Consider the following 16320-nt stretch of genomic DNA (forward strand, 5'->3'; position numbering starts at 1 on the left):
CGGGCAAGGTGCGGCCAGTCTACACCGGCCGGGCACTGTCACAGGATTGACTCGGCACTGTCATGGGCAATTAACCCGACCGGCGCAAGCTTGTAAAAACATCGCAGAGGGTTGCCCATGACCAGCGCCGAGCTCGCCAAACCCAGCCGTAAACAACGTGTGCGCACGCTATGGATTTCCGATGTGCATTTGGGCACCCGGGATTGCCAGGCCGAACACCTGTCGCAGTTTCTCAAGGGCTACCACGCCGACAAGATTTACCTGGTCGGCGACATCATCGACGGCTGGAAACTGCGCGGCGGCATGTATTGGCCCCAGGCCCACACCAACGTGATCCGCCGTTTGCTGACCATGAGCAAGCGCGGCACCGAAGTGATCTACGTCACCGGCAACCACGACGAATTCCTGCGTCGTTATTCGAAGCTGATCCTGGGCAACATCCAGTTGGTGGACGAAGCGGTGCACGTGACCGCCGACGGCCGTCATTTGCTGGTGATTCACGGCGACCAGTTCGACGTGATCACCCGCTATCACCGTTGGCTGGCCTTTCTCGGCGACTCGGCCTACGAATTCACCCTGACCCTCAACCGCTGGCTCAACCATTGGCGTGCCCGGTATGGCTACGGTTACTGGTCGCTGTCGGCGTACCTCAAGCACAAGGTGAAAACCGCGGTCAGTTTCATCAGCGACTTCGAAGAGGCCATCGCCCACGAGTGCGTTAAACGTGAGTTGCACGGGGTGGTGTGCGGGCACATTCACCATGCCGAAATCCGCAAGGTCGGCGGGGTGGATTACCTCAATTGCGGGGATTGGGTGGAATCGTGCACGGCGCTGATCGAGCATTGGGACGGGTCGATCGAGTTGTATCGACTGGCGGAGGCCCAGGCGCGGGAGGCGGAGTTGAAAGCGGTGAAAGTTGGCGAACCGGCTTAAAAAGCAACATCAAAAGATCGCAGCCTTCGGCAGCTCCTACAGGGGAATGCGATCTCCTGTAGGAGCTGCCGAAGGCTGCGATCTTTTGATCTTAGGCCGGCGCGTACTCTTGCATTGCCGCTGTGTAAATCGAGTTCTTCGGATGAGCAAACAAGCGCTCCATCATCGGTTCGAAGAAGCTCAGCGGTAAATTCTCATACCCCGGATCAAACGCCGCCGCATCGTACTTGGCGCAGAACTCAATGGTCGTCTGATACTGCGGATGCTCACTGAATTGCTCGCGCAGATGCCGATCCATGCCCAGGTGATGAAAGAAGTAGTAGCCCTGGAAAATCCCGTGTTTTTCCACCATCCACAAATTCTCGGCGCTGACGAAGGGCTTGAGGATCGCGGCGGCGATGTCCGGGTGATTGTAGGAACCGAGGGTGTCGCCGATATCGTGGAGCAGGGCGCAGATCACATATTCCTCGTCGCGACCATCGCGAAACGCGCGGGTGGCGGTTTGCAGGGAGTGGGTCAGGCGATCCACCGGGAAGCCGCCAAAATCACCCTCCAGCAATTTCAGGTGCGCCACAATCCGTGTCGGCAATTGTCGGGCGTAGGCACTGAAATCGGCGGCGATGATCGCCCAGTCTTCCTGCGTGCCGTCCTGCATATGGGTGAAACGGGCGTTGGCGTTCATCGGCGATCTTCTTGTTTTTGGCGAAGTGACGGGTTGAGTGTAGAACCTGGTTTCACGGGCGCACTGGCTGCGCGGGACGCATTGCTGGCCGGTGAAGCCTAGAACGGTACGCGGCCCAGAATCATGTCGCGGTACATGACGAAATCGCCGAGCAGGCTGTAAAGCGGATGCTGAAAGGTTGCAGGACGATTCTTCTCGAAGAAGAAATGCCCGACCCAGGCAAAGCTGTAGCCGGCCAGCGGCAGGGCGATCAACAGCCCCCACGCACCTCGACCGACGGTCAGCGCCAGAATAAAAATAACCAGTGAGGTGCCGACAAAGTGCAATCGTCGGCAAGTACTGTTGCTGTGTTCGCTGAGGTAATACGGGTAGAACTCAGCGAAGCTATTGAAACGCTTGAGGTTTTCCACGACTGCGATCTCTGTGGTTATTGTTCTGATGGCAAGTTGTTCTGCGGGTAGCTTATTTGAGTCTAGAGTGATCAATGGCATCAGCCAGTGACAATAGGCGCCACTTTAGTATCCTTCGCAAATCAGCCGCGGTAGACGGCTCACCACGACAGTAAACGCCATGAGCGAACGAACGACTTCTGCAAGCTGGGCGATGGGGATTGTCAAAGCACTGGAAATGGACGGCCTGGATTGCCGGGTTCTGTTCAAGCAACTGGGGCTCGACTACGCATCGCTGGATGACCCGGATGCGCGGTTCCCGCAAGACTCCATGACGCGGCTGTGGCAGCGCGCGGTCGAACTGTCGGGCAACCCGGCGATCGGCCTGAACATGGGCAAAGTGGTGCGACCAGCGTCCTTTCATGTGGCCGGTTACGCGTTGATGTCCAGTCAGACCCTGGCCGAAGGCTTTCAGCGCCTGGTGCGTTACCAACGGATCATTGCCGAAAGCGCTGACCTGAGTTTCCGTTTGCTGGATGAAGGTTATGCGCTGATTCTGACCGTGCATGGCGACCACCTGCCGCCAACCCGACAAAGCGCCGAGGCGTCATTGGCCTGCGCATTGGCCCTGTGCGGCTGGCTCACCGGGCGTACCCTGCAACCGCGCAAAGTGCTGGTGCAAGGGGATGAGCCCGCCGATCTCGAACCCTATAAACAAGCCTTCCATGCGCCGCTGATGTTCAACGCGCCTTACGACGCGCTGATCTTCGAGCGTGCCGACATGGAAGCACCGCTGCCCACCGCCAACGAAGCCATGGCGTTGCTGCACGACCGGTTTGCCGGTGAATACCTGGCGCGATTCTCGGAAAACCGGGTGACGCACATGGCCCGGCAGGTGCTCTGCCGTTTGCTGCCCCAGGGCGAACCCAAGCGCGATACCGTCGCGCAGACGTTGCACCTGTCGCAACGCACCTTGCAGCGGCGTTTACAGGAAGAAGGCACGAGTTTTCAGGCGTTGCTCGATGACACCCGGCGCGAATTGGCCGAGCAATACCTGGCGCAGCCGAGCATGACCCTGCTGGAAATTGCCTACCTTTTGGGGTTTGCCGATCCGAGCAATTTTTTCCGCGCCTTCCGCCGCTGGTTCGACGCCACCCCCGGCGAATACCGGGTGCGGTTACTGGAAGCGCCGAACAAGGTCAGTGACGCCAGAACGCCGGAATGCACAGTACAAACACCGTAATGATCTCCAGTCGGCCCAACAGCATGCCGAACGAGAGAATCCACTTCGCCGCATCCGGCAGGGTGGCGAAGTTGCCCGCCGGGCCAATGGTCTCGCCCAGCCCCGGGCCGACACCGGACACGGTGCTCGCCGCGCCGGTCAGCGCGGTCATCCAGTCCACACCCAGCAGCGACAGCAGCAGCGCGATCACGCAAATGGTGATGGCGAAGAAGAACGAAAAGGTCAGGATGGAGCGCACGATTTCTTCGTCGAGCCGGTGACCGTTGTACTTCTGCTTGATCACCGCGCGCGGGTGGATCAACTGGTTAAGGTTGGCCTTGAGCAGGATGTAGGCGACCTGGAAACGGAAAATCTTGATCCCGCCCGCCGTCGAGCCCGAACAGCCACCGACAAAACCCAGATAAAAGAACAGCATCAGCGAGAAATTGCCCCAGAGGCTGTAGTCCCCCAGCGCAAAACCGGTGGTGGTGACCACTGAGGTCACGTTCAGCGCCACATGCCGCAGCGCGTCCAGCCAATGCAGGTTGGTGGTCCACCAGTACCAGGTGCCAAGCACCAGCCAAGTCACCAGCAACATGCCGAGCAAACCCTGGACCTGTTGATCCCTGATCAGGGCTTTGCGGTTGCCGCGCAACGTCGCCACGTACAGGGTGAACGGCAGGCTGCCGAGAATCATGATCACCACCGCGACCCAGTGCACCGCCGGTTGTTTCCAGTGGGCCAGGGATTCGTCGGAGGTGGAGAACCCGCCGGTGGAAATCGCCGACATCGCGTGGTTGATCGCATCGAACAGATTCATCCCGGCCCACCAGAACGCCAGGCTGCCGACGATGGTGATGCCGACGTACGCCGCGACGATCAAGCGCGCCACCATGTGCGAACGGGGCATGACCTTTTCCGAGCGGTCCGAGGATTCGGTCTGGAACAGGCGCATGCCACCGATGCGCAGCAGCGGCAGAATCGCCACCGCCATGCCGATGAAGCCGATGCCGCCAAGCCAGTGCAGCAGCGAGCGCCACATCAGAATGCCGGGGGACATGGTGTCGAGGCCACTGAGTACGGTAGAACCGGTGGCGGTGATGCCGGACATGCTTTCGAAGAACGAATCGGTGTAGCTGATGTGCTGGGTCAGCAGAAACGGCAGTGCGGCGAAGATACACACCACCAGCCAACTGCTGACGGTCAGCAGGTACATGTCCCGTGGGCGCAGGTGCACGTGTTCGGGGCGCCCCGGGATGACCAGCGCCAGGCCGGCGACGAAGGTGATCATGCTGGCCCAGAGGAACGAAGGCAGGTCGCTGGTGCGGTCGAACATCACCAGGGTGGCCATGGGCACGACCATGGCGATGGCCAGAGTGATCAGGAAGATGCCGATGATAAAACCAATGATCCGTAAGGTCGGCAACGCCATGAAGTCCGCTCGGGCTGAAAGTGAGGAGGGCGCCATTCTACCTGCGAGGCCTGCCATGTAAACCGGCAGCCCGGAGCGCTTCTGGCTAGAATAGCCAAACATTTTTTACAGGAGGTGGCCGATGCAGGCTCTCGACGCTTTGCTCAACCGTGTTTCCGTTCCACGACTGCTGGACCCTGCGCCGACCGCCGAGCAGCGCGAGGTGCTGTTCTCCGCCGCGATGCGTGCGCCGGACCACGGCCATTTGCAGCCGTGGCGCTTCCTGACCGTCGAAGGCGCGGCGCGCGAGCAAATGGGCGAGTTGCTGGCCGAAGCGGCGAAGTTGCAGGACAGCGAAGTGTCCGAAGCAGCGCTGGACAAGGCGCGCAACGGTCCGCTGCGGGCGCCGTTGGTGGTCGTGGTGATCGCGCGGTTGCAGGATCACGTCAAATATCCGAAGTCCGAGCAACTGCTGGCGGCAGGCTGTGCGGCCCACGGGATCTTGTTGGCGGCGTATGCGCAAGGGATTGGCGCGGTGTGGCGCACTGGTGAGCTGGCGTACTCGGCGCATGTGGCCAAAGGGCTGGGGCTGGCGGATGGGGAAGAGGTGATTGCGTTTCTTTACCTCGGGACGCCGCAGAAAGAGCCTCGGGTTGCCGAGAAAGTTGACCTCGCTGAATTTGTCAGCGGCTGGTCTGGTAAGGCTTAAAGGTCAAGAGATCGCAGCCTCGTTTTACTCGACAGCTCCTACGGGCTTACACATCGCCCCGTAGGAGCTGTCGAGTAAAACGAGGCTGCGATCTTTAAGCATCACCCCCCCATTACGGCTGAACAACAGCCCCCGGCACCAACGGCAATTCCAGGCTGGCCACAAACCCGCCATCGGGATGATTGGCCAGCACCAGACTGCCGCCATGCCGTTCCGCTGCACGCCGCGCTATCGCCAGCCCCAGGCCATGTCCGGCCGCCGTCTGCCCCGGCGCGCGGTAGAACGGTTCGCCCAGCAGGTTCAAATGCTCGGCGTTTACCCCTGGGCCATGGTCGCGCACGCTGACCACCATCCGCTCGCCCTGACGCGAAGCCTGCATTTCAATCGGCTGGCCCACCGGATTAAAACGCTGGGCATTGCGCAGCAGATTGTCCACGGCGCGCTCGATCATGGTCGGCCAGCCCTTGAGGTTCAGCTGCGGTTCGGCGTCCAGGCGCACGGTCTGCTCCGGGAAACCCAGTTGCGCGTCCTTTTGCAGGGTCTGTAACAAGCTGTTGAGGTCGACCTCTTCGGCACTGGCGTTGTCCGCATCGACCCGCGCCAGCACCAGGATTTCGCTGATCAACGCTTCCAGCCGATCACACTCGCGGGTCAGGCGCGGCCAGAGTTTTTCCCGCTCTTCAGGGCTGGCGCGCTCGGCCAGCGCCAGCGCGATACGCAAGCGGGCCAGTGGTGAGCGCAGTTCGTGGGACACATCCCGCAGCAACTGGCGCTGGCTGCCGATCAGGCTTTGCAGGCGGGCGCCCATGCGGTTGAAATCGTTGGCCAGTACACCGAATTCATCGCGTCGGTTGGCCAGTTTGACCAGGCTGTTCTGCTGATAAGTGGTTTGCCCCAGATCATGCACCGCGCCGCGCAAACGGCTGAGCGGACGGGTGATCGACAGCGTCACCAACAGGCTGAACAGGGTCAGCACCACCAGCGCGATACCCAGTGCACTCAACGGCCAGAGCAAACTTTCGCGATGCCAGGAGTCGAGCTCCGGGTGCGGGATGCGGTAGATCAGCAGGTAGGTGTTGCCGGTTTTTTCGCTGGTGTACTCGGCGGTCAGGCGCCGCCATGGCAAGCGGCGATCATCGTCGTTCTGCCGCGCTTCGAACGCGGCGGCCCGACGCGGGAACGTGCCACGCACCACCGGGTCGCCACTCTCGTTGAGGACCTGAACGTCGATGTGATATTGGCGTTTGCGCTGTTCGAGAATGTCCTGGGCGGCCTCTTCGCCCTGGGCTTCGTAGGTTTGCGTCCACTCTTCGGCCAGGGTGTTGAGGCCCGGGTGGCGGCTGAGAATCCACGCGTCCTGGTTGAGCATGTGCCCCAGCAGAATGGAAAGCCCTGCAACCAGAGCGATGGCCAGCCAGAAGCTGGCCAGAATACGCCAGAACAATGAGCGCACAGAAAATCCTCAAGCAAACACACATCCCATGTGGGAGCGAACCCTTGTAGGAGCGAGGCTTGCCCGCGAAGGCAATTTAATATTCAACATCTCTGTTGATTATGAAATTGCCTTCGCGGGCACGCCTCGCTCCTACAGGGGGCCGCTTCCACATTGAACAGAATGGCAAAAGACCCAACGGTGTAAACCGTTGGGTCCGGGGTTAACGCATTATTGCGCTTTTTGCGGCTGTTGCGCTTTCCAGGCCTTGAACTCGGCCCATTCGGCGCGACGCTCAGCCTGTTTTTTCTGGATCTCGTCGAATTTCTTCTGTTGATCCGGTTTCAGCACCGCACGCACATCGGCTTCGGCTTTCTGATGTTTGGCGGTCATTTCGTCTTTCATGGCTTTCTGGTCGGCTGGGGAGAGTTTCTCCAGGTATTTTTCGACCAGTTGCTTACGATCGTGCATCTGCTCGCCCATGATTTTGCGGATCTGATCACGCTGTTCGCGGCTCAGGTCCAACTGGCTGTACGGGCCTTTGCCGTGCATGTCATGCATCTGACCGCCGTGGCGCGGGCCGTCCATCGGGCCACCCATCGGGCCGGCACCTTCAGGCATGGCCATGGCAACGGTCGGCAGGGCGGCGGCGAACATCAGAGCGATAAGAGTCTTGCGCATGGTGAATCTCCTTGTCTCGTTCCCGGTACGTTCCGGATGAGTTCAGATTACGGAGATCAAGGTCAGCGGCGGTCAGTGGAGCGTAAAGCTTGGGTAAAGACGATTTTGTGTCGTCCTGACAAATCCAGCACTTTTGCTGACCATTACGCAACGCGCGCCGATTTGACGCGGTCCGCGTAGGAGCAGCCTTCGGCAGCTCCTACGAGGGGAATGGGCGCAGATTCAGAGGCTGTAGTAGTAGCCGCGACTCCGCAGGGCCACGATGCGCGGGCGGCCGTCAGGGTGCGGGCCGATCTTTTTGCGCAGGTTGCTGACGTGCATGTCCAGACTGCGGTCGTACAGGGTCAGCTTGCGACCGAGGGCGATCTGCGCCAGTTCCTGTTTATCCAGGGGCTCGCCGGGTTGCTTGATCAGGGCTTCGAGCAAACGGCTTTCGGAGACGGTGAGGGTGAATTCCTGTTCATCGATGCTGACCACGCCGCGCACCGGGCTGAAGCACAAGTCGCCGAGTTCGAGCTGGCTCGACACGGCCGCCGGATGACTGCGGCGTAATACCGCGCGCAACCGGGCTGTCAGTTCCCGTGGGTCGCAGGGCTTGGCCAGATAATCGTCGGCGCCCAGTTCCAGGCCGAGGATGCGGTCCAGCGGTTCGCCCCGGGCCGAGAGCATCAGCACCGGCAAGTCCGGGTGATCGCTGCGCAGTTGCTTGAGCAATTCCAGGCCGCTGCCATCGGGCAGCATCACGTCCAGCACCACGGCGGCCGGGGAGGTTTCGGCCAGCGCACGGCGGGCACTCTGGCCATCGTGACAGGCACGGACCACAAAACCTTCCTGACTCAACCAACTGCTCAGGAGCTCACACAGCTCCTGGTCATCATCAATAAGTAACAGCTCGCTCATGACTCACTCAATTTAGCCATTGCCGACGTTTTCGACTTGCTCCACTGGCAAAGATACCGCAGAGCAGGGCCAATAGCGCTACTCCGGCGCCGATGACGAACCATTGTTGCTGATCGGTCAACAGGCGCGGCAGCGGACCGCTGGCCAGGGCTTCCTTGAGTTGCAGCTTCAAGCGCTGGTTCTCTTGGCGCAACCCGCTCAACTGGGCGCTTTCACGCTCACCGTTGGTGCTTTGCAGTTGTTTGTTCAGTTCTTCTCGTTGCTGCTCGCTCGCTTTCAAGCGCTGCTGCAACTCACTGATCTGGCTGCCAGCGCTCAACGACAGCGGTGTGGAATTACTGCCGGCGGCAGCTTCTTCACCGTGCGCGGGGGCCACGATCGACAACGTCACCAACATCAGACACAACGGACCCTTGCGCATCACGACTCCTGATTCCAATCGAGTTATTGGGCAAGTTGTCGGCAGGCAAACGAGAATAATGAGCGATTGAGAGCGCGATGAACCGACAAGGTTCATCGCGGGGGGACAATTTACGGCAGGACTTGCTTGAACGGCTTCACGGAAACGTTGGCGTAGACGCCTGCGGCGATGTACGGGTCGGCATCGGCCCAGGCTTGCGCGGCGCTCAGGGAATCGAATTCGGCAACGATCAGGCTGCCGGTGAAACCTGCGGCGCCCGGGTCATTGCTGTCCACGGCCGGGTTCGGGCCGGCCAGTACGATGCGGCCTTCGCTTTTCAGCGCTTGCAGGCGCTCAAGGTGCGCGGGCCGTGCGTCCAGGCGGGCTTCCAGGGAGTTGGCGACGTCTGTGGCAACGATGGCGTAAAGCATGTCAGTCCTCGGTTTTTGGCGTGGTGGTGTCGGCGTCATGCAGGTGGCGGGACAGGTAGATACCCTGGGCGACCAGGAACAGCAACGTCATGCCCAGGCTGCCAAACACCTTGAAGTCGACCCAGTAGTTCTGGAAGGTGAACGCGACGAACAGGTTGGCGGCGCCGCAGAACAGGAAAAATCCGATCCAGGCGATGTTCAGTCGGGTCCAGACCGCATCCGGCAGGGTCAGCGCGTGGCCCATGATGCGTTTGATCAGCAGTTGGTCGCCGATGAAGTGGCTGCCAATGAACGCCAGGGCGAACAGCCAGTTGACCACCGGGGCTTTCCATTTCAGGAAAGTTTCGCTGTGGAACGCCAAGGTCAGGCTACCGAAGACCAGGCAGGCGATGAGGGTCAGCCACTGGCTCTTCTCCAGCTTGCGCTGTTTGATGAAGAGGGTGCCGTACACCACCAGGGAACTGATGATCAACATCGCGGTGGCGCTGTAAATACCGCCTACAGTGACCTCATGACCGGCAATGTCGACGACCCGTGGATCGATTTTGAAGACGATGAAAAACAGCAGGAGCGGGATGAAGTCGATGAATTGTTTCACAGTGGCAGCCAGAAGCAGGATGTGTCGGCATAATAACAAACATATTGGCGCGCGATAGCGCCAGCTGAGTTGAGGTTACAAAGCCCTGTGAATGTTGATTTGCACTGCCATAGCACGGCCTCCGATGGCGCCCTGGCGCCTGCGGTACTGGTTGCGCGTGCGTTCGAGAAAGGCGTGCGAGTCCTGGCCTTGACCGATCACGACACCCTTGAGGGCCTCGATGAGGCCCGCAGCGCCGCGACGGCGCTGGGGATGCAACTGGTCAACGGTGTCGAGTTGTCCTGCACGTGGGGCGGCGCAACCATTCACGTGCTGGGCTACGGTTTCGACGTGAATGCCGTACCGTTGGTCGAGGCGATTGCCAAATTGCACGATGGCCGCTGGCTACGGTCCGAAGAAATAAGCCGCAAATTGGCGCTCAAGGGCATGCCCGGAGCGATGGAAGGGGCCCGGGAGATGCAGCAGGCGTTGGGCGACAGCGGCAACGCGCCGGCCCGTCCGCACTTTGCCGACTGGATGGTGCGCGAAGGTTTCGTCAAGGATCGCGCCGAGGCGTTCCGCAAATGGCTGGGCGCCGGCAAGCTGGGGGACGTCAAGCAACACTGGCCGACCCTGGAAGACACCGTCGCGACCCTGCGCGCCGCCGGTGCCTGGGTCAGCCTGGCACATCCGTGGCATTACGATTTCACCCGCAGCAAGCGCCGTCGCCTGATTTCTGACTATATTCAAGCAGGGGGCCACGCTATCGAAGTGGTCAATGGCCATCAGCCCGCCGAACAGGTCGGCAGCCTGGCCATTCTTGCTCGCGAGTTCGGTCTGCTGGTCAGCGCCGGCAGTGATTTTCATGGCCCTGGAGGCTGGTCGGAAATCGGTGAATACCGCCCGGTTCCGGAGGATCTGCCACCACTTTGGTGTCGATTCAAACATGACCCAATTATTGCCGCCGTCTGAACAGGTAGAGAATGTGAGTCAATTTTTCCAGATTCATCCGGAAAACCCGCAAGCGCGCCTGATCAAACAGGCCGTCGAGATCATCCGCAACGGCGGGGTGGTGGTTTATCCCACAGACTCGTCCTACGCCATTGGTTGCCAGATCGGCGACAAAAACGCCGTGGACCGCGTGCGTCGCTTGCGTCAACTCGATGACAAACACAACTTCGCGCTGATTTGCAGCGACCTGTCGCAACTGGGCATTTTCGCCAAGATCGACACCGGCACCTTCCGTATCCTCAAGGCCCATTTACCTGGGCCTTACACCTTTATCCTCAACGCCACCCGGGAAGTGCCGCGCCTGTTGCTGCACCCCAAAAAGCGCACCATCGGCCTGCGGGTGCCGAGCCATCCGATTGCCTTGGCGCTGCTGGAAGAACTGGGTGAGCCGCTGATGAGCGTGACGCTGATCATGCCCGGCGACACCGATCCGTTGAGCGACCCCTACGAAATGCGTCAGTTGCTCGAGCATCAGGTCGACCTGATCATCGACGGCGGCTTCGGCGGGATCAAGGCGTCCACGGTGATCAACCTGGCCGACGGCGAACCCGAAGTGATCCGCGTCGGTTGCGGCGACCCCACGCCGTTCATGGCCGAGGCGTAGATGTCCGCAGTTGAACCCGTCGACAGTCAGGCCGGCGCCCAGCAAGAGCTGCCCTTCGCCATGGTCTATGGCCAGGCGGTCATGGAAATGCCGCTGGACCTGTACATCCCGCCGGATGCCCTTGAAGTCTTCCTCGAGGCATTCGAAGGCCCGCTCGACCTGTTGCTGTACCTGATCCGCAAACAGAACATCAACATCCTCGACATCCCGGTGGCGGAAATCACCCGTCAATACATGGGCTATGTCGAGTTGATGCAGTCGGTGCGCCTGGAACTGGCCGCCGAGTACCTGGTAATGGCCGCGATGCTGGCCGAGATCAAGTCGCGGATGCTGCTGCCGCGTGCGGAAACTATCGAGGCCGAGGAAGACGATCCCCGCGCCGAACTGATCCGCCGCTTGCAGGAATACGAACGCTTCAAGGCTGCCGCCGAAGGCATCGACGGTTTGAGCCGGGTCGGTCGCGACGTGGTAGTGCCCAAGCTCGACGCCCCCGAAGCCAGGGCGCGCAAACTGGTGCCGGACGTGAGCCTGGAAGAGTTGCTGATGTCCATGGCGGAGGTGATGCGCCGGGGCGACATGTTTGAAAGCCACCAGGTCAGCCGCGAGGCGCTGTCCACCCGCGAACGCATGAGTGACGTGCTGGAACGGCTCAAGGGCGGCGGTTTCGTGCCGTTTGTCGAGCTGTTCACCGCCGAAGAAGGGCGGCTGGGCGTGGTCGTGACCTTTATGGCGATCCTTGAACTGGTCAAGGAATCCTTGGTCGAGCTGGTGCAGAATGAGCCGTTCGCGCCGATCCATGTGCGGGCCCGAGCCGAATAACGAGTTGAATCATGAACCTGACTGAACCCCGCGATCTGGCGCCGCTGCTTGAAGCTTTTCTGTTGGCCTCGGGAAAACCGCAATCCCTTGAACGCCTTTTCGAACTCTTCGAAGAAGGCGAGCGCCCGGAGCCGCCGGTCTTCAAGAAAGCCCTGACGATTCTGGCCAAGTCCTGCGATGGCCGGGCCTTCGAACTGAAGGAAGTCGCGTCCGGCTATCGCTTGCAGATCCGCGAGAAGTTTTCGCCGTGGGTTGGCCGTTTGTGGGAAGAACGTCCGCAACGCTACTCCCGGGCCATGCTCGAAACCATGGCGTTGATTGCCTATCGCCAGCCGATCACTCGGGGCGAAATTGAAGACGTGCGCGGCGTGGCGGTCAACAGCCACATCGTCAAGACCTTGCTGGAGCGCGAGTGGATTCGCATCGTCGGTTACCGCGATGTGCCGGGCAAACCGGCGATGTTCGCCACCACCAAGGTGTTTCTCGATCACTTCAACCTGAAAAATCTAGACGACCTGCCGCCGTTGGCCGAGCTGCGCGAGATGGAGCCTGACCCGGTGCTCGACTTCGACGACGCGCCAGTCCCGGCCGGGTTGCAGGAATTGGCCGACGCCAGCGCAGAACCGGAAGAACCCAAGGAAGAAACCAGTTTCCATACGCTGTTGCTGGAACTGGATGACATGGAACAGGGGCTCAAGACCGATTTCGACGATTTGTTGCGCGACGGGGCGGTGACTGAAACCCAGGAAGGCCTTGATCTGCCAGCGCCTGAGCCGGAAATCGAAGTTGAACTTCACGTCGAGCCCGAAGCCACAATCGAAGAAGAGCCGGAAGACGATGTGCTCGGTGTGGCTGAAGCCCGTGAAAAACTCCTGGCCGCCGTCGCCGCCCTGGAGCAACACAAACCCGAGCCCGAACTCAGCGACGAAGAAGCTGAAGCCTGTGCCCTGGCTGAAGCGATCGAAGCAGAACGCCGGGAATTCGACGACTGAGGGGCCGTTAAAAGATCGCAGCCTTCGGCAGCTCCTACGGGCGCACTCCTTTCCCATGTAGGAGCTGCCGAAGGCTGCGATCTTTTGATCCTGGAGGCAACAATTGAGCTCAACCAAAGACCCCTGCATCAGCGTCTGCAAGTTCACCGACGACATTTGCCTCGGCTGTGGCCGCAGCAAGCGCGAGATCAAGGCCTGGAAGAAACTCGACAAGTCCGACAAACGCGCAGTGCTCGCCGAAGCGGCCCTGCGTTTGATCAAGCTCGGTGCCACCGGTCGGCGGAAAACCAAGTAAGTCGGCATTCATCAGCTAGTCTCTGATGCGCGAACGCCTTCATGAGCGTATGATTCGCGACCCTCCGGCGATCCCTTCGCCCGAGACCCTGCTTTCAACGCTTCAGGCCCCTCGCTTCAGAGCTGCCTGAACAGACCACACCGGGAGGTGCCCAGATGAGTATCAACGACCAGAAAGACGACCAGGAAATCGGCCCAGCAGGCGAAAAACTACAGAAAGTCCTCGCCCGTATCGGCGTCGGCTCGCGCCGTGACGTAGAAGCCTGGATCAGCCACGGCCGCATCAAGGTCAATGGCAAAGACGCGACCCTCGGTCAACGCGTCGACATGCACGACGCCATCACCATTGATGGCCGCGTGATCAAGCGCGAAGAAGCCGCCGAGTCGGTACGCCGCGTGATCATGTACAACAAGCCCGACGGCGAAATCTGCACCCGCCTTGATCCGGAAGGTCGTCCGACCGTTTTCGACAAGATGCCGAAACCAAAAGAAGGTCGCTGGATCAACATCGGTCGTCTGGACATCAACACCACCGGTCTGCTGATGTTCACCACCGACGGTGAACTGGCCAACCGCCTGATGCACCCTTCCTACGAAATGGATCGTGAATACGCGGTACGTGTACGTGGCGAAGTTGATGACGAGATGATCGAGCGCTTGAAAGCAGGCGTCGTCCTCGAAGACGGCCCGGCGAAGTTCACCGACATCAAGCAAGCCCCAGGTGGCGAAGGTTTCAACCACTGGTACCACTGCGTGGTGATGGAAGGTCGCAACCGCGAAGTTCGTCGTCTGTGGGAATCCCAGGGCCTGGTGGTCAGCCGTCTGAAGCGCGTGCGTTTCGGTCCGGTGTTCCTCAACTCCGACCTGCCGATGGGTCGCTGGCGCGAAATGAGCCAGTACGAAGTTGACATTCTGAGTGCTGAAGTGGGCCTGACCCCTGTGGCCATGCCGCAGATGAACGCCAAGAGCAAAGACAAGCTCGATCGCATGCAGCGTAAATCGTCGCGTCCGATGGGCAAGACCGAGCGCGTGCGTTCGTTGCGTCCAGCCATCGGTAACCAGACCGCTGCTACGCCGCGTGATACCCGTGAACCGCATATCGAAGGCGAACGTCCTGCCCGCAAACCTGTAGCGCCACGCGCTGATGGCGAGCGCGGTCCACGCACGCCACGTCCGGCCAACGGTCGCACCGAGCGCGGCGAAGGCCGTGGTGCGCCAAGCGGTGGTCGTAGCGATCGCGGTGCTCCCCGTGGTGAGGCTCGTGGTGATGCGAGTCGCGGTACGCCAGTGGCGGATCGCCCGGCCGACACCAAGCGCCCGGCCAAGGCACCGGCGAAGAAACGCCCGGGCATCGTGCTGGTCAACAAAGACGCGCCATCGGGCAAACGCCGTGGTGCGCCGGCCGGTTCGGGTCAGCGTCCAGGCTTTGGTCGTCGTAAGCCGGAGTGAAGCAGCGCTAGGTTTCAAGCTGCAAGCTGCAAGTAAAAAACGCCAACCCTAGGGTTGGCGTTTTTTTTTGGCCTGGCTTTAGTGACAGGGTGAAGTTTCGGGCCTCTTCGCGGGCAAGCCTCGCTCCTACTGGTATTGCATCGCCCTTGTAAGAGCGAGGCTTGCCCGCGAAGGCGTCGGCCGCATCACCACCGGGTTAACGCCTAAAACACAAACCGCCCATCAAACAGCGGCTCATCATCCAGCGCCAACACGCCACCGGAAAAGATCAGGTCCAGGTGATGGCTGCCCTTGGCCCCACCGCCCAACCCCAGGTGCAAGCCGCAATGGCGCTCCTCGAACCCGGCGTTGCGCGCATAGAGCGCCTTCACGCCTTCGTTGGTGCCGATGCCCAGTTCCTCAATGCGCCGGTTGGACGGATTGGCATCCAGGTATTTATTGAAATCATGCTCCAGCCCCGGCACATCCGTGGCGATTTTGCTGATGGTCGAGTTCTCGATCCACAACTCCAGCGGCGACTCCAATACCCCGTACTTGCGCGCAAACGGAATAGTGCTGAGGAACGTCCCCATGAATTTCACCTGGCCGTTAATCGCTTCGCTGTGAGTCGCTATCTCGCCGGGCGCTAGGTCAAAGTTGCCGACGCCGTTGATGTCCGTCCACTTCTTGATACTGCTTAACGGTGTTTCAAACCATGAGCCGTGATCATCTTTGAAACTCAGAGTGGTCGCGTGGGACATGCGCTGAATCAAATGGCTATTCAACCCGGCAATGCGCTGCGGGGTGACACTGAACGTGTCGTAGAAGTAATCGCCGTAATCCTTGAACAGCAGCGATTTTTTCCAGTTTTGCGCCATCACCCCTTGCAGCGCGCGGACAAATTCCGGGCCGTCGGGGCGGGGGTTGGGCAGGGTGGATGAGTCGTAGAAGAAAATGTACAGATCGCTGTCGGCAATCGCCTGGGCCAGTAAATCCGTGGGTTCCAGGTCCAGGCGCATGGCGCTGAAGCTGAAGGGGTGATTGTTTCCGGCCTTCTCGGCGATGGCGCCGGTCAGCGCCTCGTAATCCGCCGTGTGGCCGAGCAGGACCTTCGCCGGGTTGATGCCGACAAGGGCGGGATGCTGTTCGAGGTAGTAAAGGAAATGCGAGATGGCGCGTTGCTTATCCATGTAGTCCTCCCTGACAAACCGAGAAAAAGTGGCAGGCACGACCGGCCGGATCGTCCCTGCCGGGATGTCTTACAGAGGCCACATCGCCGTGCCGAACGGTACAACCGCGTCGGCTTGCATCATTTCTACGGCGGCTTCATGGGTGGGTGCTGCAAACCAATCGTCCAGTTGCAGTTCAGTTTCCAAGTCTTTTTCAAGTGCTTGCATTGTGAATC

19 protein-coding genes are annotated in these 16320 nt (G+C 60.3%); 9 read left to right on the forward strand and 10 right to left on the reverse strand.

All coding sequences use genetic code 11. From position 1 onward, the window contains the following. Positions 1-117 precede the first annotated feature (117 nt). Positions 118-933: a UDP-2,3-diacylglucosamine diphosphatase gene (locus tag V5E99_RS27555; protein WP_499805490.1), complete on the forward strand. Its 816-nt coding sequence runs from the start codon at positions 118-120 to the stop codon at positions 931-933. A 91-nt stretch (positions 934-1024) separates the two neighbouring features. On the opposite strand, the gene V5E99_RS27560 is transcribed toward V5E99_RS27555, so the two are convergent. Both V5E99_RS27560 and V5E99_RS27565 read right to left on the reverse strand, forming a co-directional pair. After that, complete coding sequence (locus V5E99_RS27560; protein ID WP_499805491.1) at positions 1025-1615, reverse strand: HD domain-containing protein; 591 nt, start codon at positions 1613-1615, stop codon at positions 1025-1027. Between the two features lie 98 nt (positions 1616-1713). After that, positions 1714-2034 carry an Mpo1-like protein gene (locus V5E99_RS27565; protein WP_499805509.1) on the reverse strand — a complete coding sequence of 107 codons (321 nt, stop codon included), beginning with the start codon at positions 2032-2034 and terminating at the stop codon, positions 1714-1716. 151 nt (positions 2035-2185) lie between these two features. On the opposite strand from V5E99_RS27565, the gene V5E99_RS27570 reads away from it, so the two are divergent. Then, positions 2186-3247 carry an AraC family transcriptional regulator gene (locus V5E99_RS27570; protein ID WP_499805492.1) on the forward strand — a complete coding sequence of 354 codons (1062 nt, stop codon included), beginning with the start codon at positions 2186-2188 and terminating at the stop codon, positions 3245-3247. On the opposite strand, the gene V5E99_RS27575 is transcribed toward V5E99_RS27570, so the two are convergent. Then, positions 3204-4658, reverse strand: coding sequence for a TrkH family potassium uptake protein (locus tag V5E99_RS27575; RefSeq protein WP_499805493.1), 1455 nt, complete (start codon positions 4656-4658; stop codon positions 3204-3206). The genes V5E99_RS27570 and V5E99_RS27575 overlap by 44 nt on opposite strands. A gap of 121 nt (positions 4659-4779) precedes the next feature. Between V5E99_RS27575 and V5E99_RS27580 the strand changes: the two genes are divergently transcribed. Further along, on the forward strand, positions 4780-5346 hold the full coding sequence (locus tag V5E99_RS27580; RefSeq protein WP_499805495.1) for a nitroreductase family protein: 567 nt from the start codon (positions 4780-4782) through the stop codon (positions 5344-5346). Between the two features lie 112 nt (positions 5347-5458). Here V5E99_RS27580 and V5E99_RS27585 read toward each other — a convergent pair whose 3' ends face one another. The 6 genes from V5E99_RS27585 to V5E99_RS27610 all read right to left on the reverse strand — a co-directional run bounded on the left by V5E99_RS27585 (position 5459) and on the right by V5E99_RS27610 (position 9788). Beyond that, positions 5459-6799, reverse strand: coding sequence for a sensor histidine kinase (locus tag V5E99_RS27585; protein ID WP_499805497.1), 1341 nt, complete (start codon positions 6797-6799; stop codon positions 5459-5461). 210 nt (positions 6800-7009) lie between these two features. Continuing rightward, positions 7010-7459 carry a Spy/CpxP family protein refolding chaperone gene (locus V5E99_RS27590; RefSeq protein WP_499805498.1) on the reverse strand — a complete coding sequence of 150 codons (450 nt, stop codon included), beginning with the start codon at positions 7457-7459 and terminating at the stop codon, positions 7010-7012. A gap of 222 nt (positions 7460-7681) precedes the next feature. Beyond that, the gene (locus V5E99_RS27595; protein ID WP_123509090.1) at positions 7682-8359 is read right to left on the reverse strand and encodes a response regulator transcription factor; all 678 of its coding nucleotides are present in this window, start codon (positions 8357-8359) and stop codon (positions 7682-7684) included. A 7-nt stretch (positions 8360-8366) separates the two neighbouring features. Beyond that, the gene (locus V5E99_RS27600; protein ID WP_499805499.1) at positions 8367-8780 is read right to left on the reverse strand and encodes an SH3 domain-containing protein; all 414 of its coding nucleotides are present in this window, start codon (positions 8778-8780) and stop codon (positions 8367-8369) included. A 110-nt stretch (positions 8781-8890) separates the two neighbouring features. Beyond that, positions 8891-9190, reverse strand: coding sequence for a YciI family protein (locus V5E99_RS27605; RefSeq protein ID WP_499805500.1), 300 nt, complete (start codon positions 9188-9190; stop codon positions 8891-8893). A 1-nt stretch (position 9191) separates the two neighbouring features. Further along, on the reverse strand, positions 9192-9788 hold the full coding sequence (locus V5E99_RS27610) for a septation protein A (protein WP_123509093.1): 597 nt from the start codon (positions 9786-9788) through the stop codon (positions 9192-9194). 87 nt (positions 9789-9875) lie between these two features. On the opposite strand from V5E99_RS27610, the gene V5E99_RS27615 reads away from it, so the two are divergent. From V5E99_RS27615 to rluB, 6 genes are all read left to right on the forward strand, one after another. Continuing rightward, positions 9876-10739 carry a PHP domain-containing protein gene (locus tag V5E99_RS27615; protein WP_499805501.1) on the forward strand — a complete coding sequence of 288 codons (864 nt, stop codon included), beginning with the start codon at positions 9876-9878 and terminating at the stop codon, positions 10737-10739. Positions 10740-10752: 13 nt separating this feature from the next. Continuing rightward, the gene (locus tag V5E99_RS27620; protein WP_499805502.1) at positions 10753-11382 is read left to right on the forward strand and encodes an L-threonylcarbamoyladenylate synthase; all 630 of its coding nucleotides are present in this window, start codon (positions 10753-10755) and stop codon (positions 11380-11382) included. Beyond that, complete coding sequence (locus tag V5E99_RS27625) at positions 11383-12201, forward strand: segregation and condensation protein A (RefSeq protein ID WP_499805503.1); 819 nt, start codon at positions 11383-11385, stop codon at positions 12199-12201. A gap of 11 nt (positions 12202-12212) precedes the next feature. Then, complete coding sequence (gene scpB, locus V5E99_RS27630; RefSeq protein WP_499805504.1) at positions 12213-13193, forward strand: SMC-Scp complex subunit ScpB; 981 nt, start codon at positions 12213-12215, stop codon at positions 13191-13193. A 103-nt stretch (positions 13194-13296) separates the two neighbouring features. Next, on the forward strand, positions 13297-13488 hold the full coding sequence (locus V5E99_RS27635; RefSeq protein ID WP_499805505.1) for a DUF1289 domain-containing protein: 192 nt from the start codon (positions 13297-13299) through the stop codon (positions 13486-13488). Between the two features lie 155 nt (positions 13489-13643). Continuing rightward, the gene (rluB, locus tag V5E99_RS27640) at positions 13644-14936 is read left to right on the forward strand and encodes a 23S rRNA pseudouridine(2605) synthase RluB (RefSeq protein ID WP_499805506.1); all 1293 of its coding nucleotides are present in this window, start codon (positions 13644-13646) and stop codon (positions 14934-14936) included. A 203-nt stretch (positions 14937-15139) separates the two neighbouring features. Here rluB and V5E99_RS27645 read toward each other — a convergent pair whose 3' ends face one another. Then, positions 15140-16105: a M29 family metallopeptidase gene (locus V5E99_RS27645; protein WP_499805508.1), complete on the reverse strand. Its 966-nt coding sequence runs from the start codon at positions 16103-16105 to the stop codon at positions 15140-15142. Positions 16106-16320: the final 215 nt, after the last annotated feature.

The organism is Janthinobacterium sp. LPB2021202312-11-4 (genome assembly GCF_037049705.1).
Taxonomy (GTDB): Bacteria; Pseudomonadota; Gammaproteobacteria; order Pseudomonadales; family Pseudomonadaceae; genus Aquipseudomonas.

What these genes read in the sequence shown, in the direction of transcription:
- V5E99_RS27645 (WP_499805508.1), bottom strand. Translation starts at nt 16,105, where the DNA reads ATGGATAAGCAACGCGCCATCTCGCATTTCCTTTACTACCTCGAACAG.
- V5E99_RS27590 (WP_499805498.1), bottom strand. Translation starts at nt 7,459, where the DNA reads ATGCGCAAGACTCTTATCGCTCTGATGTTCGCCGCCGCCCTGCCGACC.
- V5E99_RS27555 (WP_499805490.1), top strand. Translation starts at nt 118, where the DNA reads ATGACCAGCGCCGAGCTCGCCAAACCCAGCCGTAAACAACGTGTGCGC.
- V5E99_RS27625 (WP_499805503.1), top strand. Translation starts at nt 11,383, where the DNA reads ATGTCCGCAGTTGAACCCGTCGACAGTCAGGCCGGCGCCCAGCAAGAG.
- V5E99_RS27580 (WP_499805495.1), top strand. Translation starts at nt 4,780, where the DNA reads ATGCAGGCTCTCGACGCTTTGCTCAACCGTGTTTCCGTTCCACGACTG.
- V5E99_RS27605 (WP_499805500.1), bottom strand. Translation starts at nt 9,190, where the DNA reads ATGCTTTACGCCATCGTTGCCACAGACGTCGCCAACTCCCTGGAAGCC.
- rluB (WP_499805506.1), top strand. Translation starts at nt 13,644, where the DNA reads ATGAGTATCAACGACCAGAAAGACGACCAGGAAATCGGCCCAGCAGGC.
- V5E99_RS27600 (WP_499805499.1), bottom strand. Translation starts at nt 8,780, where the DNA reads ATGCGCAAGGGTCCGTTGTGTCTGATGTTGGTGACGTTGTCGATCGTG.
- V5E99_RS27570 (WP_499805492.1), top strand. Translation starts at nt 2,186, where the DNA reads ATGAGCGAACGAACGACTTCTGCAAGCTGGGCGATGGGGATTGTCAAA.
- V5E99_RS27560 (WP_499805491.1), bottom strand. Translation starts at nt 1,615, where the DNA reads ATGAACGCCAACGCCCGTTTCACCCATATGCAGGACGGCACGCAGGAA.
- V5E99_RS27575 (WP_499805493.1), bottom strand. Translation starts at nt 4,658, where the DNA reads ATGGCGTTGCCGACCTTACGGATCATTGGTTTTATCATCGGCATCTTC.
- scpB (WP_499805504.1), top strand. Translation starts at nt 12,213, where the DNA reads ATGAACCTGACTGAACCCCGCGATCTGGCGCCGCTGCTTGAAGCTTTT.
- V5E99_RS27595 (WP_123509090.1), bottom strand. Translation starts at nt 8,359, where the DNA reads ATGAGCGAGCTGTTACTTATTGATGATGACCAGGAGCTGTGTGAGCTC.